Below are 19,262 nucleotides of genomic sequence, written 5' to 3' on the forward strand. Positions count from 1 at the left end.
GCGACCATCGACCCGAGCACCGGGAGGCCGGACACGTGGAGCGCGACACCGCGGCGGGCAGGGACACCGTGGGGCACGGGTTCGCGCTGGCCGGTCTGGCCGGGTCCGGGATCGCCGTCGTGCTCGTCCTGGGACTGACGCTCACGGTCGGTCAGGTCGACCCGATCCGCCGCACCATCAGCGAGTACGCCCTGCTCGACGGCGTCAAGCCGGTCTTCGACACGGGTGTGCTGGCCTTCGCCGCCGCCGTCCTGTGCGTGCTCGTCGCGCTGGTCCGGGCCGGGCTGGTCCGGTCGGCGTCGGGTGCCTCGGCGGGCCTGGTGCTGGCGGCCGTGGGGCTGGGCGCGGTCGTGGTGTTCGAGAAGACCAACTGGGCCGTCGGGCCGAGCGTCGGCGGCACCATCCACCGCTACGCCAGCCTCGTGGCCTTCCTCGCGCTGCCGATCGCGGCGATCCTGGTCGTCCGCCGGTTCCGGCGGGCCGCGGCGGTGGGGCCGGAGCCGCGGCCCGGGGCCCGGCACGCGGGCTGGACCCGCTGGCTCGCCGTCGTCTCGCTGCTGTGGTTCACCCCGATCCTCGTCGGGTTCGCGCAGCGCCCGTTCACCGGAGTCTCGTGGTGGCGGGCGGTCCCGCTGGGCCTCGTCGAGCGGGGCCTGGCGCTCACCGAGGTGCTGGTCCTGGTCGCGCTGGCGGTCTGGGGGCTGACCGCTGCCCGGCGGACCCCCGTCGCGCCGCCTGCCCCCGAGGCCGTCGGGGATTCCCGGATCCCGCGTGAGATGTCCCGCGATTGACCGGTCCGCCCGCGCGGTATGACGGGGACATGGTTCCGACGATCACGCTCAACGACGGTGTCCGGATCCCGCAGTTCGGCTTCGGTGTCTTCCAGATCGACCCGGGGCAGGCGACGGTCGACGCCGTGAAGCAGGCGTTCGACGCGGGTTACCGGCACATCGACACCGCTCAGATGTACGGCAACGAGGAGGGGGTCGGGCAGGCCGTCGCCGAGTCCGGGCTCTCCCGCGACGAGATCTTCGTCACGACCAAGCTGAGCAACAGCCGGCACGGCCGGGACGAGGCGCAGAAGGCGCTCGAGGAGAGCCTCACCAAGCTCGGCCTCGACCACGTCGACCTCTACCTGATCCACTGGCCGCTGCCGAAGCGGGACGACTACGTGGAGACCTGGCGCGGGCTCGAGCAGGCCAAGGCCGCGGGCAAGGTCCGGTCGATCGGCGTCTCGAACTTCCAGGTCGAGCACCTGGACCGGTTGGCCGCGGAGACGGACACGGTCCCCTCGGTCAACCAGATCGAGCTGCACCCGACCTTCACCCAGCCGCAGCTGCGCCGGTACCACCGGGACCACGCCATCGCGACGGAGGCGTGGAGCCCGATCGGCCAGGGCGGGGCGCTGCTGACGAACGAGGTCGTGACCTCGCTGGCGGAGAAGTACGGCAGGAGCCCTGCCCAGATCGTGCTGCGCTGGCACGTCCAGCTCGGCAACATCGTGTTCCCCAAGTCCGTGACGCCGTCGCGCATCGCGGAGAACATCGACGTCTTCGACTTCGAGCTGGCGGACGACGACGTCGCGACGGTCGGCGGCCTCGACAAGGGCGACGCGGGGCGCCTCGGCCCGCACCCGGACGAGTTCAACTGAGGGACCGCCGGATCCCGCCCGGTCTGCAGGCCCGGCGGGATCTCGGTACGGTCGGTCGAATGCTGGCCATCACCGACACCGCGGCAGAAGCCATCAAGACCCTGACCACGGACGCCGAGCTGCCGGACGGCGGTGGGCTGCGGATCGCGGCCACCGACCCGGAGCAGGGCCTCGAGCTCTCGCTCGCGGCGCAGGCGGACCAGAGCGACACCGTGCTCACCGGCGAGGGGCTCAACGTCTTCCTCGAGCCGATGGCCGCGGAGGTCCTCGACGACAAGGTCCTCGACGTCCAGCCGTTCACGAACGAGCAGGGCGAGGAGGAGCTGCGCTTCGCGATCGGCCCGCAGGCCGACGCGGCACCGCAGGCCTGACGCACCATGCAAGAGCGGGGCGGTCCCTCCTCCGGGAGGGGCCGCCCCGCCGTCGTCCCCGGCCCCGGACCGGCGGCCGGACCGCGGGCTCAGCGGGTGACGGCCGACAGCATCGGCAGGATCTCGAACCGGGCGACCCCGGCGACGACCGCGGGATCGCCTTCGGCGAGCGCGGTCACGTCCTCGATCGTCTCGCCGTTGACGATGCCGAGCCCCCACACGCCGGCGGGATCGGCGACCGGCCCGAAGACGATCGTCCGGCCGGCGTCGAGGTGACCCCGCCAGTACTCGGAGTGCGCCGCCATCGCGGCGCCCTCGCGCTCGTCCATCGTCATCGCGAAGTCCGGGCGCGGCGGCAGGAGCCGGTAGAGGAACCAGTTCATCGCGGGTCCTCCCGGATCGCGTCGGCGAAGGCGCCGAGGATCGTGGCCCAGCCCTTCTCGTAGGCGCCGCCGGAGTAGCCGCCGGGCAGCGCGCAGGCCGCCCGCAGCTCCTCGAGCGAGAGCCGGTCCCAGCCCCGGTGCTCGAGGTCCACCCGGGTGGTGGCCTCGTCGAGGGCGACGAACCGCAGCTCGACCTCCGTGGGCGTGCCGGTGATGTTCCAGGTCATGGTCAGCCCGACCGGCGGGTCCCAGGCCAGCAGCGTGCCCCAGTCGTGGCTGCTGCCGTCGTGCCAGTGCTCGGTGACCGTCCCGCCCGCCCGGCGATCCACGGTCACCGTGGCGATGCGGGCGCTCCCGCCGAGCGAGAACGGGTCGAGCGGCCACCACTCGGCGAGCCGGTCCACGAACACCCGGAAGGTGCGTTCGCGGGGCGCGGCCACGGTCGTCGACCGGTGGATCGGCGGGCGGGCGAGGTTCACGACCTCGCCGTAGGTCTCGCTGCTCACGACTCGTCCTCCTCCACGAGGGCGCGCGCCCGGTCGAGCGCGTCGGACCAGATGCCGTCGAGGGCCGCCTGCAGTTCGCGGACCGCCTCCCGCCGGGCACGGTACAGCCGGCGGGTGCCCTCGCGGCGCTCCGCGATCAGGCCGCTCTCCTTCAGCACGGTGAGGTGCTGGCTGACGGCCGTGCGGGACACGTCGAACTCCGCGGCGATCTCGCCCGCCGCCCGCTCGGTCCCCGCGACCAGCCGCAGGATCGCCCGGCGCCGGGGCTCGGCCAGGGCCCGGAGCATCGCCCCGACCCGGTCGTCGAGCGGCGCGGGCGAGGTCACGATCCCCCCGCAGTGGCCCACAATCCCACGGTGTTGCCGTCCGGGTCGGCGAACAGCGCGAAGGAGCCGAAGCCCTCGGGCAGGTCGGTGGGCTCCACGAGCCGGGTCGCCCCGAGGCCCTCGGCCTTGCCGAGCCAGGCGCCGAGGTCGTCGACCCCCACGTAGAACTTCACGCCCGTGTCGCCGGGCTGGTACGACGGCCCGATCCCGCCCATCAGCGGGCCGCTCGCCTCGGCGTGCGTGTCGACGAGTCCGTACCCGCCCCAGGCGGGGTCGGCGTTGACGGTCCAGCCGAAGAGCTCGCCGTAGAAGCGGCCCAGCCGGTCGGGGTCGGTGCTGACGATCTCGAACATCGCGACGGGGTTGCCCATGACGTCCTCCTGAGGTGCGGTGCTCTGTGCGTTGTCGCTAACGTTAGCATCGACTGACAGAGTGCGCAAGGGTCCGGGCGCGGGAAGTGGCGTCGGAGCACCACCCACCGCGCGCGGCGGGTCAGAGCTCGGTCAGCCGGCCCTCGTCGACGCGCCAGCGGCGGGTGGCGCGGACCGTGTCGAGCATCCGGCGGTCGTGCGTGACCAGCAGGACCGTGCCCGGGAAGGCGTCGAGGGCCTGCTCGAGCTGCTCGATCGCGGGCAGGTCGAGGTGGTTGGTGGGCTCGTCGAGGACCAGGAGGTTCACCTCGCGGGCCTGCAGCAGCGCCAGCGCCGCCCGGGTGCGCTCGCCGGGGGAGAGCGACGCGGCGGGCCGGGGCACGTGCTCCCTCGTCAGCCCGAACTTGGCCAGCAGCGTGCGCACCTCGGACTCGGGCCAGTCCGGCACCGCCCGCCCGAACGCGGTGACCAGCGGCTCGTCGCCGAGGAAGAGCCCCCGGGCCTGGTCGATCTCGCCGACGACGACGCCCGCGCCGAGCCCGGCCGAGCCCTCGTCGACCGGGATCCGGCCGAGCAGCGCACCGAGCAGCGTCGACTTCCCGGCCCCGTTCGCCCCGGTGACGATCACCCGGTCCGCCCAGTCGACCTGCGCGGTCACCGGGCCGAGCACGAAATCGGCGCCGTCCTCCCTGGGCCGCCGGACGACGGCGCCGTCCAGCCGGGCCGCGACCGCGCCGGACCGCGGCGCGGTGGCGATCGTCATCCGCAGCTCCCACTCCTTGCGGGGCTCCTCGACGACCTCCAGCCGCTCGATCGCGCGCTGGGTCTGCCGGGCCTTGGCGGCCTGCTTCTCGCTGGTCTCCGCGCGCTTGGCCTTGGTGATCTTGTCGTTGTCCTTGCCCTTGCGCCGCGCGTTGCGCACCCCCTGCGCCATCCAGGTGCGCTGCATCTGGGCGCGGTCCTTGAGCGCGGAGAGCCTGTCGTCGTACTCCTCGTAGGCCTCGCGGGCGTGCCGGCGAGCGATGTCGCGCTCGACGAGGTAGCTGTCGTAGCCGCCGTCGTAGACCCCGACCTGTTGCTGGTGCAGGTCCAGCTCCACGATCCGGTTCACCGTGCGGGCCAGGAACTCGCGGTCGTGGCTCACGATCACGGCCGGGGACCGGAGCCCCTGGACGAACTTCTCCAGCCGCTCCAGCCCGTCGAGGTCCAGGTCGTTGGTGGGCTCGTCGAGGAGCAGCACGTCGTAGCGGGACAGCAGCAGCGCGGCCAGCCCGGCGCGGGCGGCCTGGCCGCCGGACAGCGCCGTCATCGGGGTGTCGAGGGGCACGCCGAGGCCGACCTCGGCCGCCACCTCGCCGGCCCGGTCGTCGAGGTCGGCGCCACCGAGGGCGAGCCAGCGGTCGAGGGCGGCCGAGTAGGCGTCGGCCACGGCGTCCGAGCCGCCGCCCAGCTCCTCGGCGGCGGCGTCCATCGCGGCCTGCGCGGCGGCCACCCCGGTGCGGCGGGCGAGGTACTGCGCCACGCTCTCGCCCGGGCGTCGGTCGGGCTCCTGCGGCAGGTGCCCGACGGTCGCGTCGGACGGGCTCAGGGCGACCTCGCCCTCCTCCGGCCCCTGCTCGCCGGCCAGCAGCCGCAGCAGCGTGGACTTCCCGGCGCCGTTCACGCCGACCAGCCCGACGACGTCGCCGGGCGCGACCACGAGGTCCAGCCCGCTGAACAGGACGCGGGCACCGTGCCCGGCGGAGAGGCCCGTGGCCCGGAGGGTCGCGCTCATGACACCTGCGAGGGTACGGGGACCATGTCCCCATGACGCTCCAGCCCTTTCCCGACGACTGGTCGCGCGCCCTCGTCGTGGTCGCCCATCCCGACGACATGGAGTACGGCGGCGCCGGCGCCGTCGCCCGCTGGACGGACGCCGGCAAGGAGGTGGCGTACCTGCTGGTCACCCGGGGCGAGGCGGGCATCGACTCGCTGCCGCCGGTCGAGGCCGGCCCGCTGCGGGAGGGCGAGCAGCGCGCGGCGTGCGCCGCCGTCGGCGTCAGCGAGGTGGAGTTCCTCGACCACCCGGACGGGGTCGTCGAGTACGGGCTCCCGCTCCGCCGCGACATCGCCGCGGCGATCCGCCGCTTCCGGCCCGACCTGGTCGTGACGGCGAACTTCGGCGACCGCTGGCCGGGCGGCTCGCTGAACATGGCCGACCACGTCCACACCGGTCGCGCGGTCCTCGACGCCTGCCGTGACGCGGGCAACCGCTGGGTCTTCCCGGGCGCCGGCGGCGACTCGTGGACGGGCGTGCGGTACCTCGCCGTCGTCGGGACGCCGCAGCCCACGCACGCCGTGGACATCGGGCCGGTGTTCGACCGGGCCGTCGCGTCCCTGTCGGCGCACCGGGCCTACCTGGCCGCGCTCGGGGACGGGGGCATGGCGGACCCGGAGACCTTCCTGCGGTCGCAGGCCGAGGTGGTGGCGGAGCAGGTCCCGGGGGCCGCGCTGGCGGTCGGGTTCGAGGTCTTCGCGCTGTGACGGCGCGGTGTGAGCAGCGGAGCACGGCGGGACGAGCCGGTGGCGACATAGGGTCGGGAGCGTGAACCCGGCACCGACGAGCAGCCCCGCGGCAGGGCCCGTCCAGGCCGGCGTGGTCGTGGACGAGCTGGTGCGCCTCGGCGTCACGGACGCCGTCCTGTGCCCGGGGTCGCGCAACGCGCCGCTCGCCTTCGCCCTGCACGCCGCCGACGCCGCCGGCCGGCTGCGCCTGCACGTGCGGATCGACGAGCGCACCGGCGGCTTCCTCGCGCTCGGCCTGGCCCTGGGCTCCGGCCGCCCTGTCCCGGTGGTGACGACCTCGGGCACGGCCGTCGCGAACCTGCACCCGGCGGTGCTGGAGGCCTCGCACTCCGGGGTGCCGCTGCTCGCGCTCACGGCCGACCGGCCACCGGAGCTCGTGGGCACGGGCGCCAGCCAGACGATCGAGCAGCAGGGCATCTTCGGCGGGGCCGTACGGCGAGCCGGCACCCTGGCCGTCGCCCGGCCCGCACCCGGCGAACCCGGCCGCTGGCGCGCCGCGGTCGACCGGATCGTGGCCGCGGCGACCGGTGCGCTGGGCGAACCGCCCGGGCCGGTCCACCTGAACATCCCGTTCGCCGAGCCGCTCGTCCCCGACCCGGCCGACCAGGTCCCACCCGGCCGCCCGGACGGCGCGCCCTGGACCGTGGTGCCGCCGGCGCGCCGCACCGCACCGACGCTCCCGCTGGACCCCGAGGCGCCGACGCTCGTCGTCGCCGGGGGTGGCGCCGGGATCGACCCGGCGCTGCTCGGCGGGGCGCCGGTCGTCGCCGAGCCGTCGTCCCCGTTGTGGCCGCACGCCCTGCGCAGCGGGCCCTGGCTGCTCGGGGCATCCGGCGGGCCGCCGCGGCCGACCCAGGTGCTCGTCGTCGGGCGGCCGACCCTGCACCGCGCGGTCGCGCGCCTGCTCGCCGCGCCGGACCTGCAGGTCTACGCCGCCGCCGATCCGCACGGCATGCCGTGGACGGACGTCGCCGGCACCGTGCGCGCGGTCGGCGACGTGCCCGCGCTCGCGCCGCCGCGGGACTGGGTGCGGCGCTGGCACGAGGCCGACGAGGCCGCCTCGGCCGCCCTCGACCGGGCCCTGCCGGAGGGGCCGCGCGGGTTGTCGCTGGCCCGCGACCTGGTCGCCGGGCTGCCGGACGGGTCCCGGCTCGTGCTGGGCTCGTCGAACCCGGTGCGGGACGTCTCGCTCGCCGCGGTCCCGCGATCCGGGCTCTCCGTGCTGTCGAACCGCGGTGTCGCGGGGATCGACGGGACGGTGTCGACGGCCGTCGGTGCGGCGCTGACCCATCCCGGGCCGACCGTGGCGCTGCTCGGCGACCTGACCCTGCTGCACGACGCCACCGGCCTGCTGATCGGCCCGGACGAGCCGCGGCCGGCACTGTCGATCGTGGTGCTCAACGACTCCGGCGGCGGGATCTTCGGGCTGCTCGAGCAGGGAGCGCCGGCGCACTCGGCCTCGTTCGAGCGGGTCTTCGGCACCCCGCACCGCGCCGACCTGGCCGCCGTCGCGACCGGCCTCGGCGCCGCGCACGTGCTGGTCACGGCACCGTCGTCGCTGGTCGAGGCGGTCCTGCCGGCCGGTCCCGGGCTGCGGATCGTCGAGGTCCGCGCCGACCGGGCCACGCTGCGGGCCGGGCACGCGGCGCTCACCGACGAGATCGCCACGGCCCTGGCCGCCCTGCCCGCCCGGACCTAGCTCCTGCGTTGGCCCGCAACGGGTCTGGGCCGGACGGCGCAGAGGGCTGCTCCGACTGGTCACTCTGCGGCGGCTAGTGTGCGTTCTGCGTAACGGCCGGTGGGGGAGTGCCGACAGGGGAGCGGAGCCGACGCTCCCGGCCTCGCTCGCTCCCCGCGCCCGGCCGCCCGTCGAACGACCGAGGTACCGGTGACTTCCAGCACCCGGAGCCGCGCGGACGCCCCCACCGCGCGGCCCGCCCCCGACGCGTGGCCCACGGGTCGGCGCCGCCGCGGGGCCGCGACCGGTGCGCGGCGTCCCGCCCGGTCCGACCGGCTCCGCGTGCGCCCCGTGGCGGCGCGGGCCTTCGGCGTCGAGTGCGGCCTGCTCGCCCTGGTCGGGGGCGTCGCGTGGGCGACCGTCCGGGCCGTCGACGCCGCGGGGCTGCCGGCCGCGCGGCTGGCGTCCGTCCTGGTGTTCGCCGGCGGCATCGCCGCCGCCGTGATGATCGCGGTGGCCGGTCGGGCCTCGGGCAGCCGGCGGGCGGGCCGGATCGCCGCCGCTGTCGGTGGCGCCGCTCTCGTCGGGCCGCTGCCCGTGGCGCTCGACGTCGGCGGCGCGGCCGGGCTGTGGCCGCTCGTGGCCGTGGTGGGCCAGCTCGCCGTCGTCGCGCTGCTGGTGGTGGCGGTGCGCCGGCGCTCGCCCGCCACCCGGCCCGCCGTCACCCTCGCGGCGGCCGTGCTGGCGTGCGCCGCCGCGCTGGCCGGCACCCTGCACGGCCTCGCCCCGGGCGTCGGCCTTCCCACCGCGCTGGTGGCCGACGCCGCCCTGGCGGCCTGGGCCGGGACCGGCGCGGCCGGTCTGCTCGCGGTGGGTGCGGGGCTCCGGCGCGACCGGCCGCTGCTGCGCCGGGTGGGCGTGGCCTTCGTGGCCCTCGCGGCCGCCCACGCGATCCGCGCGTCCGGGACCGCGGTCGTGATGCCCGTCGCGCTGACCCTCGCCGCCACCGCCGCGCTCCTCGCCGCCGCCGTGCCGTTCCTGTTCAGCGCGGTGCGGGGGCTGTGGGAGCAGCGGGAGGCGTACCGGGTGGAGGCGGAGCGGTTGCGCGCCGCCCTCCGCTCGGTCGGGCGCCCGTCCGGCTCACGCCCCACCCCGCTCTCCGCCCTGCTCGACGGGGCGGCGGGGGAGTCGGAGGTCCGGACGGGTGCGGCGAAGGTTCCGGCTGCGTCGGGGGTTCCCGCGGGTGCGTCCGAGGTTCCTCCGGGTGCATCCGCGATTCCGGCGGGTGCGTCCGAGGGTCCGGGAGGTGCGTCCGAGGTCTCGAAGGATGTGTGGCATCGTCCGGCGGGTGCGTCCGGGGGCCGAGCAGGTGCCGGGGTTCCTGTGGGTGGCTCCGGGGTCTCGGCTGGTGCGTCCGGGATCCCGGAGGATGAGTCCCAGGTCCCGGTGAGCGGGTCCGAGGCCTCGGTCGAGGCCGAGGTGCTCGCCCTCGTCGAGGCGGTCGACGAGCGCCGCCCGACGACCCGTGGTTCGCTGCGCCTCGTGGCGGCCCCGCCGCCACGCGACGGGTCTTCCCCGGCGCCGGAGGGGGTGCCGGGGGAGGCACGTCAGGCGTAGACGTCGCAGGCCGGACTCGTTCCTCGGAGCGTCCGACCGGCGGTTCGGCCCTCGCCCGACGGGCTTGATCACTACCTGTGGACGTGGACGGTCGGAAATCGACCGTTCCTGTCCACCATCGACGATCAAGGCCGGTGCGCGTCCGCTGCGCTCGCCATGATCGTCGTCCGGGACGGTTCGCGGCCACTCATGGCCTAGAAGTGTCCATAGCGGTGATCTTCGCAGCGGCGCGGCACGGGGTCCGCGGAGATCATCGTGCGGGACCGTTCGTGGCCGTTTCATGGCGGGAATGTGTCCAGGGCGGTGATCTTTGGGCCGGTGACCGCTCCGTAGTGCCTCACGCGGCTCGGGCGGCGGGGATCTCCGGTCCCGGCGGCTCGCGGTGATCGTGGTGTGGAACCGGGCCGCCTGTGGCCGGGAGGTGTCCCGAGCGATGATCTCCGCGGCGGAAGCTGTCCTGGTTGGCCGCGTCAGCTGGGCGGGGCGGAGCTGCTGGGGTCGGCGGAGCCCTCGGGGATCACGACGGGTGCGCTCGGGACGGTGGACGGCTCAGGAGCGGTCGTCGTCGGGGCCCGGGGTGGTCGTGGTGACCGGGGTGGGCTCCCCACCTCGGCCACCTTCGCCACGCCGACGACCACGGCCACACCGACGGCGAGCACGTCGCCGCCCGGCGCCGCAGCCCGTCGCGGCGGCCGACGTCCACGGGGTGCTCTGGTACGACGTCCCCTACGTCGGAGGCCTGCGCGACCGCCTGGTCGGCCCCGCCGGCCTCGCCGTCGCGGGCGGCCTCGTCCTCCTCGCCGTCGCTCTCGCCCTCCTCGTGCCGAAGCACAGGACGACCTACCCGACGGCCGGCTAGCCCTCCAACGCCTCCCGCACCGCGAGGAGCTTGGCGGCGGCCTCGCGGACCTCGGTGTCGGGGTCGGAGTCGGAGACGATGCCGCAGCCCGCGTAGAGGCGGGCGACCGGGCCGTCGAGCTGGGCGCAGCGCAGCGCGACGCCGAGCTCTCCGCCACCGTCGGCGCCGATCCAGCCGACCGGGCCGGCGTAGCGGCCGCGGTCCATGCCCTCCAGTGCGGCGATCAGCGCGACGGCCTCCGCCCGCGGGGTGCCGCCCACCGCGGCGGTGGGGTGCACGGCACCGGCGATGCGCAGCAGGGAGGCGTCGCCGCGGACCCGGCCGCGGACGTCGCTGGCCAGGTGCGAGACGTTGTGCAGCGCGAGCTCCGTCGGCTCCGACGGCACCTCGAGGGTGCGGCAGAAGGGGCGCAGCCGCTCGGCCAGCGAGTCGACCGCGTACGCGTGCTCCACCCGGTTCTTCTCCGAGCTGAGCGAGCCCTCGCCCGGCCACACCGTGCCGGCCAGCACCCGCGACTCGACGACCGGGCCGCGCTTGCGCAGCAGCAGCTCCGGCGTGGCGCCGACCAGCCCGTCGACGGCGAACGCCCAGCAGGTGGGGTAGCGCTCGGCGAGCCCGCGCAGCAGGTGCCGGGGGTCGTGCGGCGCGTCGTCGACGGCGAGCAGGTCGTGGGCGAGCGCGGCCTTGCCCAGCTCGCCGGCCCGCATCCGCCGGACCGCCTCGGCGACGGCGGCGCGGTAGCCCGCGACGGGCAGGTCGCCGTCTGCGTAGCGAAGCCGCCCGCTGGGGCGCACCGGCTCGGCCGCGGTCATCGGGTGCGGGTCGCCGAACTCGGTGACCCACGCGCGCCCGCCCCGCATCCCGACCACGACCCGCGGCACCACCAGCACGGACCCGGGCGAGCGGTCGGCGAAGGTCAGCGACGCGAAGGCGACCGCACCGGTCCCGGGCAGGCCCACCTCGTCGGCGACGTCGACCTCGCCGAGCAGCCGGCGCCACCAGGCGTCCGCCTCGGCGAACCGCCCCGCCCCGGTCCCGGTGAAGCGCGCGACCTCGCCCCAGCCGACCAGTCCCTCGCCGCCGCGCACCCAGGACAGCGCGCCCCGTGCCTGCGGCAGGAGCGACAGCAGGCCGTCCGCGGGCGGGTCCACCTCACGGGTCCGGACCTCCAGACCGGTGGGCAGCGCAGCGGTCGTCACGTACCCGAGCGTAGGCACCGCCGCCGGTCGGCGCCCGTCCCCGGCGGGGAGGCGGTAACCACACTCCTACACTCGCCCGCATGGCCGGAGGCGTGGCGGGCGAGGTGTTCGTCGAGGCCGGGCGCACGGCCCGGACCGTCGGACGCGCCCTGTGGCGGGGCCTGCCGACGATCCTCGTCGGGCTCGCCGTGCTGGCCACGTTCCTGTCGGTCGTCGGCTTCGCGGGGGCGGTGGCGGACGACGTCGCCATCAGCCGCAACCGCGCCACGGCCACCGCCGAGGTGCTGGAGGGGTCGACCTTCGCCCGCACGCTCGTGCGGTTCCCGGTGCCCGACGGCCAACTCCTCGTCCCCGAGCGGGGCGTCTACTACCCGCGCGGCCTGGAGCCCGGCACCACGGTGCTCGTCGAGTACGACCGCGCCGATCCTGACCTGGTCCGGGTCGCCGGGCGCACGGCGCTCTCGGGCCTGCCCCTCACGATCGGGTTCGTCGCCCTCGCCTGGGCGGTGTTCGGCGGGGCGGCGGTGCTGGTGCGGCGGCGGCGTCAGGCCGCCCACCACGAGTAGACCTGCTCGACGACGGCGGGGACCGCCACGAGCACCCCGCCGGTCGGCATCGGGTCCGGCCGCCCGGCCCGGTCGACCACCACGGCCCCGGCCTCGAGCGCCAGGCACAGCGCGCCGGCGACGTCCCACTCGTGGTAGGAGTCGATCACCGCGCCGACCGCCCGGCCCAGCGCCACCTGCGTGATCGCGAGCGCGGTCGACCCCAGCACCCGCACACCCGTGTGGTGCGCGGCCGCCCGCTCGACGAATCCGGGTGAGGGCGACTCGGCGCAGACCAGCGCACCGACCGCCGTCGTGCCCGTCGCCGCCCGCACCGGCACCCCGTTGGCCCGCACGCCCCGGCCCCGCGCCGCCGCGTACATCTGCGCCCGGCTCGGATCCGCCACGACCCCGACGACCGGGCCGTCGCCGTCGACCAGCCCGAGGCTGTAGGCGCACCAGGGGAAGCCGGCGACGTAGTTGGCGGTGCCGTCGACCGGGTCCACGATCCAGCGGAAGGGCGAACCGGCCGCCGTCGCGTCGGCGCCGTACTCCTCGCCCACCACCGGGATGCCCGGGAACTCGGCGGCCAGGACCCGGCGGGTGTGCCGCTCGAGCGTGCGGTCGGTGTCGGTGACCCAGTCGAAGGGGTCCGCCTTGGCCTCGGACCCGGGCGCGCGGCCGGCGGTCGCGACGATCACCTCCGCGGCGTCGTTGGCGAGCCGGCCCGCCACCTCGAGGGCGCGGGAGAGCAGCCCGGGATCCACCGGGGCGGGGGTGCGGGTGAGGACCGTCATGCGGCCGAGGGTCCGCGAACGGGGTATCACCGCGGCGTCCCGCCGGTGACGCTCCGGGGTGGGCCCGCGTGAACTCTCGCGCTGTTGGCCGGACGTTCCCCCGCGGGTCACGTGGCCGACGGCGGGTGGCGCGGCGGGCGCGAAAGCGTGCCGCCGTGCGTGTCGCGATCGTGTCCGAGTGCTTCCTCCCCGTGGTCAACGGCGTCACGAACTCGGTGCTGCGGGTGCTCGAGCACCTGCGCGACGCCGGGCACGACGTCCTCGTCGTCGCCCCCGGCACCGACGAGCCGGACTCCCACGACGGCGTCCCCGTCGTGCGGGTGCCGGCGCTGGAGCTGCCGGTGGTGAGCTCGATGCCGGTCGGGGTGCCGAGCCGACGGATCGTGAAGGCCCTGCGCGCCTTCCGGCCGGACGTCGTGCACCTGGCCGCGCCCTTCGTCGTCGGCGCCCGGGGGTTGTGGGCGGCCCGCCGGCTGGGGATCCCGACGGTCGCGGTCTACCAGACCGACGTCGCCGGGTTCGCCTCGTCGTACGGGCTGGGGTTGACGGCCCGCGCCGCCTGGCGCTGGACGTGCCGGCTGCACGCGCAGGCCGACCGGACGCTGGCGCCGTCGAGCTGGGCGACCGAGGCGCTGCGCGAGCGCGGGGTGCCGCGGGTGCACCAGTGGGCCCGCGGCGTGGACACCCGGCGGTTCACCCCCGCCCGGCGCTCGGGCGAGCTGCGGGAGCGGCTGGCCCCGGCGGGCGAGCTGCTGGTCGGCTACGTCGGCCGGCTCGCGCCCGAGAAGCAGGTGGAACGGCTGGCGGCGCTGGGTGGGATGCCCGGCGTCCGGCTCGTGGTGGTCGGGGCCGGGCCCAGCGAGGAGCGGCTGCGGGCGGCGTTGCCGGGGGCGGTGTTCCTCGGCTTCCGGGGCGGCGACGAGCTGGCCGCGCTCTACGCCTCGCTCGACGTCTTCGTCCACACCGGTCCCGCCGAGACCTTCTGCCAGGCCGTGCAGGAGGCACTGGCCTCCGGGCTCCCGGTCGTCGCGCCGGACGCGGGCGGCCCGCGCGACCTGGTCCTGCCCGGCCGGACCGGCTACCTCGTCCCGCCCCTGCCCGACGACGACGCGGGCCGGCCCGCCGCCGACGCCGCCCTGCGCGCCGCGGTCGACCGGCTCCGCGACCCCGGTCTGCGGGCCGGGTTCGGGGCCGCCGCCCGCCGGTCGGTCCTGCGCCGCACCTGGTCCACCGTGTGCGACGAGCTGGTGGGCCACTACCGGGAGGTCTCGACCGGGGCCGTGCAGCGGGAGGCCGCCTGACGTGCGGATCGTCCAGCTCGCCAACTTCTACGGGCCGCGCTCGGGCGGCCTGCGCACCGCGCTCGACGCCCTCGGCACCGGCTACGCCGCCCGCGGCCACGAGGTCGTGCTCGTGGTGCCGGGCCCGCGCGCGGAGGACCGCCGGCTGCCCGGCGGCACCCGCCGGATCACCGTCCCGGCGCCACGGATCCCGGGCACCGGCGGTTACCGGGCCGTCGACCCCTGGCGGGTCCAACGGCTGCTCGACCGCCTGCGGCCCCACGCCCTCGAGGTCTCCGACCGCCTCACCCTGCGCGGGCTGGGGACCTGGGCCGCCCGCCGCGGGATCCCGAGCGTGGTGATCTCGCACGAGCGGCTCGACCGGCTGCTGCACCAGTTCCTCCTGCCGGAGGGGGCGGCCCGCCGGGCGGCCGACCTCGCCAACGCGCGGATGGCCGCGGCCTACGACACGGTCGTCTGCACCACGGGGTTCGCGCGGGCGGAGTTCGAGCGGATCGGGGCGCGCAACGTCCGGCAGGTCCCGCTCGGCGTCGACCTGGCCACGTTCTCGCCGCAGCGGCACGACCCGGCGCTGCGGGCCCGGCTGGGCGGCGGGGCGGACGCGCTGCTCGTCCACTGCGGACGGCTGTCGCCGGAGAAGCACCCGGAGCGCAGCGTGGACACGGTGGCCGCGCTGTGCGACGCCGGGCACCGGGTTCGCCTGGTCGTCGCCGGGGACGGGCCGCGCCGGTCCGCCCTGGAGCGGCGGGCGGCCGGGCTGCCGGTGTCCTTCCTCGGGTTCGTGCCGGACCGGGCGCGGCTGGCGACCCTGCTGGCGTCGGCGGACGTGTCGCTCGCCCCCGGCCCGCACGAGACCTTCGGGCTCTCCGCGCTGGAGTCGCTGGCCAGCGGCACGCCGGTCGTGGTGTCGCGGTCCTCCGCGCTGCCCGAGATCGTCGGCGACCCCGGGGCCGAGGACTCCCCGGAGGACTTCGCCCGCGGCGTCACCACCCACCTCGCGGCCGACGAGGGCGTGCGTCGCAGTGCCGCTCGTACCCGCGCCGAGGGCTACGGCTGGCCGGTGTCGGTGGAGCGCATGCTGTCCGTCCTCACCCCGTGAGCGGTGGTTGCCCCTGGAGCGGCAGTTGCCCCTCACGGCCCCCGGTGAGCTGCGGAAACGGCGGTGTCCGGGGGTGGCGCCGGGTCAGGCCGGGACAAGGGTGCGCGCGACGATCGAGGCCGCCTCCGCGACCGTCGGGGCGGCGTCCGTCGTCGGATCCGTCGGTGCGGTGTAGACGGCGATGACGAGCGGGGCGCGGCCGGGCGGCCGGACGACGGCGACGTCGTTGACCTCGCCCTGCCCACCCGCGCCGGTCTTGTCCCCGACCGCCCAGTCCGCGGGGAGCCCGGCCCTGATCCGGGTGGCGCCGGTCGTGTTCGCCCCGAGCCAGCCGACGAGCAGGTCGCGGCCCTCGGGGTCGAGGGTGCCGCCGAGCGCCAGGCCGCGCAGGTTCGCGGCCATCTGCGCGGGTGTGGAGGTGTCGCGCTCGTCGCCGGGCGCGGCGCGGTTGAGCTCGGGCTCGGTGCGGTCCTGCCGCGTGACCGGATCGCCGATCGCCCGCGCGAAGGCCGTGAGCGCCGGCGGGCCGCCGAGCACCTCCAGCAGCAGGTTCATCGCGGTGTTGTCACTGAGCGTCATCGCGGCGCGGCAGAGCTCGGAGACCGTCATGGAGGTGTGCCGCTGCGTCTCCGGCGAGTTCACCACCAGCTGGGCCGGCGTGTAGGTGATCACGCGGTCGAGGAGGCCGGCCTGTTCGTGGCGCAGCCGCAGGATCGCCGCGGCGGCCAGCAGCTTCGACGTCGAGCACATCAGGAACCGCTCGTCGGCGCGGTGCCGGACGGTCGCACCCGAGCCGGTGTCGACGGCGGCCACCCCGAGCCGGCCGCCGAACCGTCGCTCGAGGTCGGCGAGGGCGGGGTCGTCGGCCGGGGTCGTCGCGGGTCCGGAGGTGGTCGTCGGAGTCGGGGCGGCGGGCGTCGCGCACCCTCCGACGAGCGCGCCGACGCCGGCCAGCAGCACGGCCCGTCGCGAGAGAAACGTGTCGATCACGTGACCCACCGTAGCCAGGTGCGGGCGTCGCGGGCTCCGTAGTGTCACGGATGTCCGCGCACGGCCGCCCGGGCGAGGCTGGCGGCATGAGCGAGGGAACCCCGGGGCGGACCGTCGTGGTCGAGCCCACCGGCGAGCACGCGACGATCGACACCGCCCTGGCCCGCGACGCAATCGCCGGCCTCCTCGACGCCGACCCGGACGTCCGACGGCAGGTGGCCGAGCTGGTCCGGCTCGAGCCCGAGCGCCTCGCCCCGCCCGTGCTGTACGCGCTGTCCGAGGTGCTGCTCGAGCAGGGCCGTCCCGCCGACGCCGCCTTCTGGTTCTACGCCGGCCAGGTCCGCGCCCGGTTCGACGCCCGCCGCTGCACGGACCCCACAGCCTCGGCCGCCGTCGACGCCCTGAACGAGCGGTTCGGCGGCCCGATCAACCGCTTCGCCTTCACCGACCCGCAGCGCCTGCGCCGCATGGTGATCCGCGCGGTCGCGTGGGACCGTCGCACGCCCCACCACTACGACCACCGCTGGATCGCGCTGCACGGGATGAGCGCCTACCTCGGCGCGGACGGTCCGCTCTCGGTGCCGGAGTCGGACTGGGAGGCCCTCGCCGCCCGTACCCGCGCCGAGTACCTCGAAGGCCTCCGCACCGCCCTCCGCAGCGTTCCCCACCAGCGCTGACGACAACGCGCCGCGGCCCGGAACTCCCGACTCGAACGTCCGGATCTCCCGACTCGCGGGAGCTGGGCGCCGGACTCGCTGGTGCAGGGAGCCCGACTCGCCGAAGCCCACAGTGCGATTCGCCGAGGTGGGCGCCCCTCCCGCGAGTCGCGCTGTGGGCTTCGGCGAGTCGGGGTGTGGGCTTCGGTGAGTCGCTCCACGAGCTTCCGCGTGTCGAGTTCCGGACCCGCGAGTCGGGAGTTCTTGCGGCGCGAGTAGGGAGGTGCCGGGCTCCGCGGCCGGAGGGCGGGCCGGCGGGGCGGGGCCGTAGGGTTCCCGGTGTGGGCAGGGCCGAGCTCGACAAGGACCCGCACGACGTCGCGGCGATGTTCGACGGCGTCGCGCGGCGCTACGACCTCACCAACACCGTCCTCACCGCCGGGCAGGACCGGCGCTGGCGGCGGCTGACCCGGGAGGCCCTCGAGCTGCAGCCCGGGCAGCGGGTGCTGGACCTCGCCGCCGGCACCGCGGTCTCGACCGTGGAGCTGGCGAAGTCGGGCGCCTGGACCGTCGCCGCCGACTTCTCGCTCGGCATGCTGCAGGCGGGGGCACAGCGCCGCGTGCCCAAGGTCGCCGCCGACGCGCTGCACCTGCCCTTCGCCGACGAGTCGTTCGACGCCGTCACGATCAGCTTCGGCCTGCGCAACGTCGCCGACACCGCACGCGCCCTCGCCGAGCTCGCGCGCGTCACCCGGCCCGGCGGACGGCTCGTGGTGTGCGAGTTCGGCACACCCACCTGGACCCCGTACCGCATCGCGTACCAGGACGTCGTCCTGCGCCGGGTGCTCCCGGCGATCGCGCGCCGGGTCGCGTCGAACCCCGAGGCCTACACCTACCTGAGCGACTCGATCCTGGACTGGTACCCGCAGCGCCGGCTCGCCGAGATCATCGCGGGCGCCGGCTGGTCCCGGGTTGCCTGGCGCGACCTCGCGGGCGGAGCCGTCGCCCTGCACCGCGCCACCAGGCCCGCCTGACGGCGCGACCCCGCGGCCTGGGCGACCCGGTCTCTGACCAGCGGGTCGCACATCCCGAAGCGCGCGGCACACCCGCCCTGGCAGGACCGCACACCCGGTTGATCCGCGGCACATCCAGTCGACACGGTGTATGCCGCCGGACCGGATGTGCGGGAGCCGCCGCTCCGACGACGACGCAGAGCCGGCAGACCCGAGTGCGGACCTGGTGGGGCCGCCGCTTTGCCGGTTCGCACAACCGCTCGGGTCGTCCACACCTGGTCGACGACGTTGCGACGGACGGAAGGGGTGTGCCCGGGCGGTGTGAGCGGTTGTGCCGCGCCGAACCGGTTGTGCCGGCTTCGAGCGGTCGGCCGCCGCGCCGGAGTGGGTGGGTGTGGCGAGCGCGCCGCCCCGACGAGGACGCGGAGTCGGTCCCGACGCGGACCTGGTGGGGACCACCGCTCCGCCGGCTCGCAACCGCTCGGGCCGGTCACACCCGGTCGACGACGTGTGCGACGAGCGTAAGAGGTGTGCCGGGCGGTCAGAGAGGTTGTGCCGCGCCGAACCGGTTGTGCGGCCCCGCGCGATCGGCCGCCGCGCCGGAGTGGGTGGGTGTGGCGAGCGCGCCGCCCCGACGAGGACGCGGAGTCGGTGGACCCGACCGCGGACCTGGTTGGAACACCGCTTCGCCGGCTCGCGCAACCGCTCGGGCCGTCCACACCCGGTCGACGACGTGTGCGACGGAGGGAAGGGGTGTGCCGGGCGGTCCGAGCGGTTGTGCTGCGCCGAACCGGCTGTGCCGCGCCGAACCGGCTGTGCCGCGCCGAACCGGCTGTGCCGCGCCGAACCGGCTGTGCCGCGCCGAACCGGCTGTGCCGCGCCGAACCGGCTGTGCCGCGCCGAACCGGCTGTGCCGCGCCGACTCCGGACTTTGTCGGCTCCGAGCGGTCGGCCGCCCCGCCGGAGCGGGTGTGCGAGAGCGGTAGCGCGGCGACCGAGGAGCCGGCGGACCCGACCACCCCGCCGCCCCTCGTCGTCGGGTTGATCACCCCCGGCGATCACTGGGCGGATCCGGCCTCGATCGGCCGGGGGTGCCTGGACATCCCGCCGAACTTCGTGAAACAGTTCACAAGAACCTCGTGAACCAGTTCACAAGGAGCGAAATGCAGGCGCCCGAGCCCACCACCACCGGCGCCGCGGCCCCGCAGGCCGCGGGCGTGCGGGGCGCTGCCGGGCGGACGGCCGACGCATCCCGAGCGACGGACACATCCCGGGGGGCCGACACATCCCGGGGGGCCGACACATCCCGGGGGGCCGACACATCCCGGGGGGCCG

Annotated in this window: 20 protein-coding genes; 12 read left to right on the forward strand and 8 right to left on the reverse strand. The window is 76.1% G+C overall.

Going from position 1 to position 19,262, the window contains the following annotated elements:
* The first annotated feature begins 35 nt into the window (after window positions 1-35).
* Genes ABD990_RS32475 through ABD990_RS32485 form a run of 3 tightly spaced genes read left to right on the forward strand, consistent with a single transcriptional unit; the run spans window position 36 to window position 2,022 of the window.
* On the forward strand, window positions 36-791 hold the full coding sequence (locus ABD990_RS32475; RefSeq protein ID WP_345384633.1) for a DUF998 domain-containing protein: 756 nt from the start codon (window positions 36-38) through the stop codon (window positions 789-791).
* Window positions 792-820: 29 nt separating this feature from the next.
* A complete protein-coding gene (locus tag ABD990_RS32480) occupies window positions 821-1,651 on the forward strand; it encodes an aldo/keto reductase (protein WP_345384634.1) in 831 nt (276 codons plus the stop codon).
* A gap of 59 nt (window positions 1,652-1,710) precedes the next feature.
* Window positions 1,711-2,022 carry an adhesin gene (locus tag ABD990_RS32485; protein ID WP_345384635.1) on the forward strand — a complete coding sequence of 104 codons (312 nt, stop codon included), beginning with the start codon at window positions 1,711-1,713 and terminating at the stop codon, window positions 2,020-2,022.
* 89 nt (window positions 2,023-2,111) lie between these two features.
* On the opposite strand, the gene ABD990_RS32490 is transcribed toward ABD990_RS32485, so the two are convergent.
* From ABD990_RS32490 to ABD990_RS32510, 5 genes are all read right to left on the reverse strand, one after another.
* The gene (locus ABD990_RS32490; RefSeq protein ID WP_345384636.1) at window positions 2,112-2,405 is read right to left on the reverse strand and encodes a YciI family protein; all 294 of its coding nucleotides are present in this window, start codon (window positions 2,403-2,405) and stop codon (window positions 2,112-2,114) included.
* Window positions 2,402-2,911, reverse strand: a complete 510-nt coding sequence (locus tag ABD990_RS32495) for an SRPBCC domain-containing protein (protein WP_345384637.1) — start codon at window positions 2,909-2,911, stop codon at window positions 2,402-2,404. The genes ABD990_RS32490 and ABD990_RS32495 overlap by 4 nt, the downstream gene beginning before the upstream one ends.
* On the reverse strand, window positions 2,908-3,237 hold the full coding sequence (locus tag ABD990_RS32500) for an ArsR/SmtB family transcription factor (RefSeq protein ID WP_345384638.1): 330 nt from the start codon (window positions 3,235-3,237) through the stop codon (window positions 2,908-2,910). The genes ABD990_RS32495 and ABD990_RS32500 overlap by 4 nt, the downstream gene beginning before the upstream one ends.
* A complete protein-coding gene (locus ABD990_RS32505) occupies window positions 3,234-3,608 on the reverse strand; it encodes a VOC family protein (RefSeq protein ID WP_345384639.1) in 375 nt (124 codons plus the stop codon). The genes ABD990_RS32500 and ABD990_RS32505 overlap by 4 nt, the downstream gene beginning before the upstream one ends.
* A 121-nt stretch (window positions 3,609-3,729) precedes the next feature.
* Window positions 3,730-5,382, reverse strand: coding sequence for an ABC-F family ATP-binding cassette domain-containing protein (locus ABD990_RS32510; RefSeq protein ID WP_345384640.1), 1,653 nt, complete (start codon window positions 5,380-5,382; stop codon window positions 3,730-3,732).
* Between the two features lie 32 nt (window positions 5,383-5,414).
* Between ABD990_RS32510 and ABD990_RS32515 the strand changes: the two genes are divergently transcribed.
* From ABD990_RS32515 to ABD990_RS32530, 4 genes are all read left to right on the forward strand, one after another.
* Complete coding sequence (locus ABD990_RS32515; RefSeq protein ID WP_345384641.1) at window positions 5,415-6,131, forward strand: PIG-L deacetylase family protein; 717 nt, start codon at window positions 5,415-5,417, stop codon at window positions 6,129-6,131.
* Window positions 6,132-6,192: 61 nt separating this feature from the next.
* Complete coding sequence (menD, locus tag ABD990_RS32520; RefSeq protein ID WP_345384642.1) at window positions 6,193-7,872, forward strand: 2-succinyl-5-enolpyruvyl-6-hydroxy-3-cyclohexene-1-carboxylic-acid synthase; 1,680 nt, start codon at window positions 6,193-6,195, stop codon at window positions 7,870-7,872.
* Between the two features lie 189 nt (window positions 7,873-8,061).
* Window positions 8,062-9,468, forward strand: a complete 1,407-nt coding sequence (locus ABD990_RS32525) for a hypothetical protein (RefSeq protein ID WP_345384643.1) — start codon at window positions 8,062-8,064, stop codon at window positions 9,466-9,468.
* A 706-nt stretch (window positions 9,469-10,174) separates the two neighbouring features.
* The gene (locus ABD990_RS32530) at window positions 10,175-10,327 is read left to right on the forward strand and encodes a hypothetical protein (RefSeq protein ID WP_345384644.1); all 153 of its coding nucleotides are present in this window, start codon (window positions 10,175-10,177) and stop codon (window positions 10,325-10,327) included.
* Here the strand turns inward: ABD990_RS32530 and ABD990_RS32535 are convergent.
* Complete coding sequence (locus ABD990_RS32535; RefSeq protein WP_345384645.1) at window positions 10,324-11,526, reverse strand: isochorismate synthase; 1,203 nt, start codon at window positions 11,524-11,526, stop codon at window positions 10,324-10,326. The genes ABD990_RS32530 and ABD990_RS32535 overlap by 4 nt on opposite strands.
* Before the next feature lie 80 nt (window positions 11,527-11,606).
* Between ABD990_RS32535 and ABD990_RS32540 the strand changes: the two genes are divergently transcribed.
* The gene (locus ABD990_RS32540; RefSeq protein ID WP_345384646.1) at window positions 11,607-12,092 is read left to right on the forward strand and encodes a DUF3592 domain-containing protein; all 486 of its coding nucleotides are present in this window, start codon (window positions 11,607-11,609) and stop codon (window positions 12,090-12,092) included.
* Here the strand turns inward: ABD990_RS32540 and ABD990_RS32545 are convergent.
* A complete protein-coding gene (locus ABD990_RS32545; protein WP_345384647.1) occupies window positions 12,071-12,868 on the reverse strand; it encodes an inositol monophosphatase family protein in 798 nt (265 codons plus the stop codon). The genes ABD990_RS32540 and ABD990_RS32545 overlap by 22 nt on opposite strands.
* Before the next feature lie 155 nt (window positions 12,869-13,023).
* On the opposite strand from ABD990_RS32545, the gene ABD990_RS32550 reads away from it, so the two are divergent.
* Both ABD990_RS32550 and ABD990_RS32555 read left to right on the forward strand, forming a co-directional pair.
* The gene (locus ABD990_RS32550; protein ID WP_345384648.1) at window positions 13,024-14,169 is read left to right on the forward strand and encodes a glycosyltransferase family 4 protein; all 1,146 of its coding nucleotides are present in this window, start codon (window positions 13,024-13,026) and stop codon (window positions 14,167-14,169) included.
* A gap of 1 nt (window position 14,170) precedes the next feature.
* The gene (locus tag ABD990_RS32555) at window positions 14,171-15,268 is read left to right on the forward strand and encodes a glycosyltransferase (protein WP_345384649.1); all 1,098 of its coding nucleotides are present in this window, start codon (window positions 14,171-14,173) and stop codon (window positions 15,266-15,268) included.
* An 84-nt stretch (window positions 15,269-15,352) separates the two neighbouring features.
* On the opposite strand, the gene bla is transcribed toward ABD990_RS32555, so the two are convergent.
* A complete protein-coding gene (gene bla / locus ABD990_RS32560; protein WP_425569710.1) occupies window positions 15,353-16,255 on the reverse strand; it encodes a class A beta-lactamase in 903 nt (300 codons plus the stop codon).
* An 89-nt stretch (window positions 16,256-16,344) separates the two neighbouring features.
* Here bla and ABD990_RS32565 point away from each other — a divergent pair, with 89 nt between their 5' ends.
* Window positions 16,345-16,935, forward strand: coding sequence for a hypothetical protein (locus tag ABD990_RS32565; protein ID WP_345384651.1), 591 nt, complete (start codon window positions 16,345-16,347; stop codon window positions 16,933-16,935).
* Window positions 16,936-17,255: 320 nt separating this feature from the next.
* On the forward strand, window positions 17,256-17,948 hold the full coding sequence (locus tag ABD990_RS32570; RefSeq protein ID WP_345384652.1) for a demethylmenaquinone methyltransferase: 693 nt from the start codon (window positions 17,256-17,258) through the stop codon (window positions 17,946-17,948).
* Window positions 17,949-19,262 lie beyond the last annotated feature (1,314 nt).

Source organism: Pseudonocardia yuanmonensis (assembly GCF_039542425.1).
Taxonomy (GTDB): domain Bacteria; phylum Actinomycetota; class Actinomycetes; order Mycobacteriales; family Pseudonocardiaceae; genus Pseudonocardia; species Pseudonocardia yuanmonensis.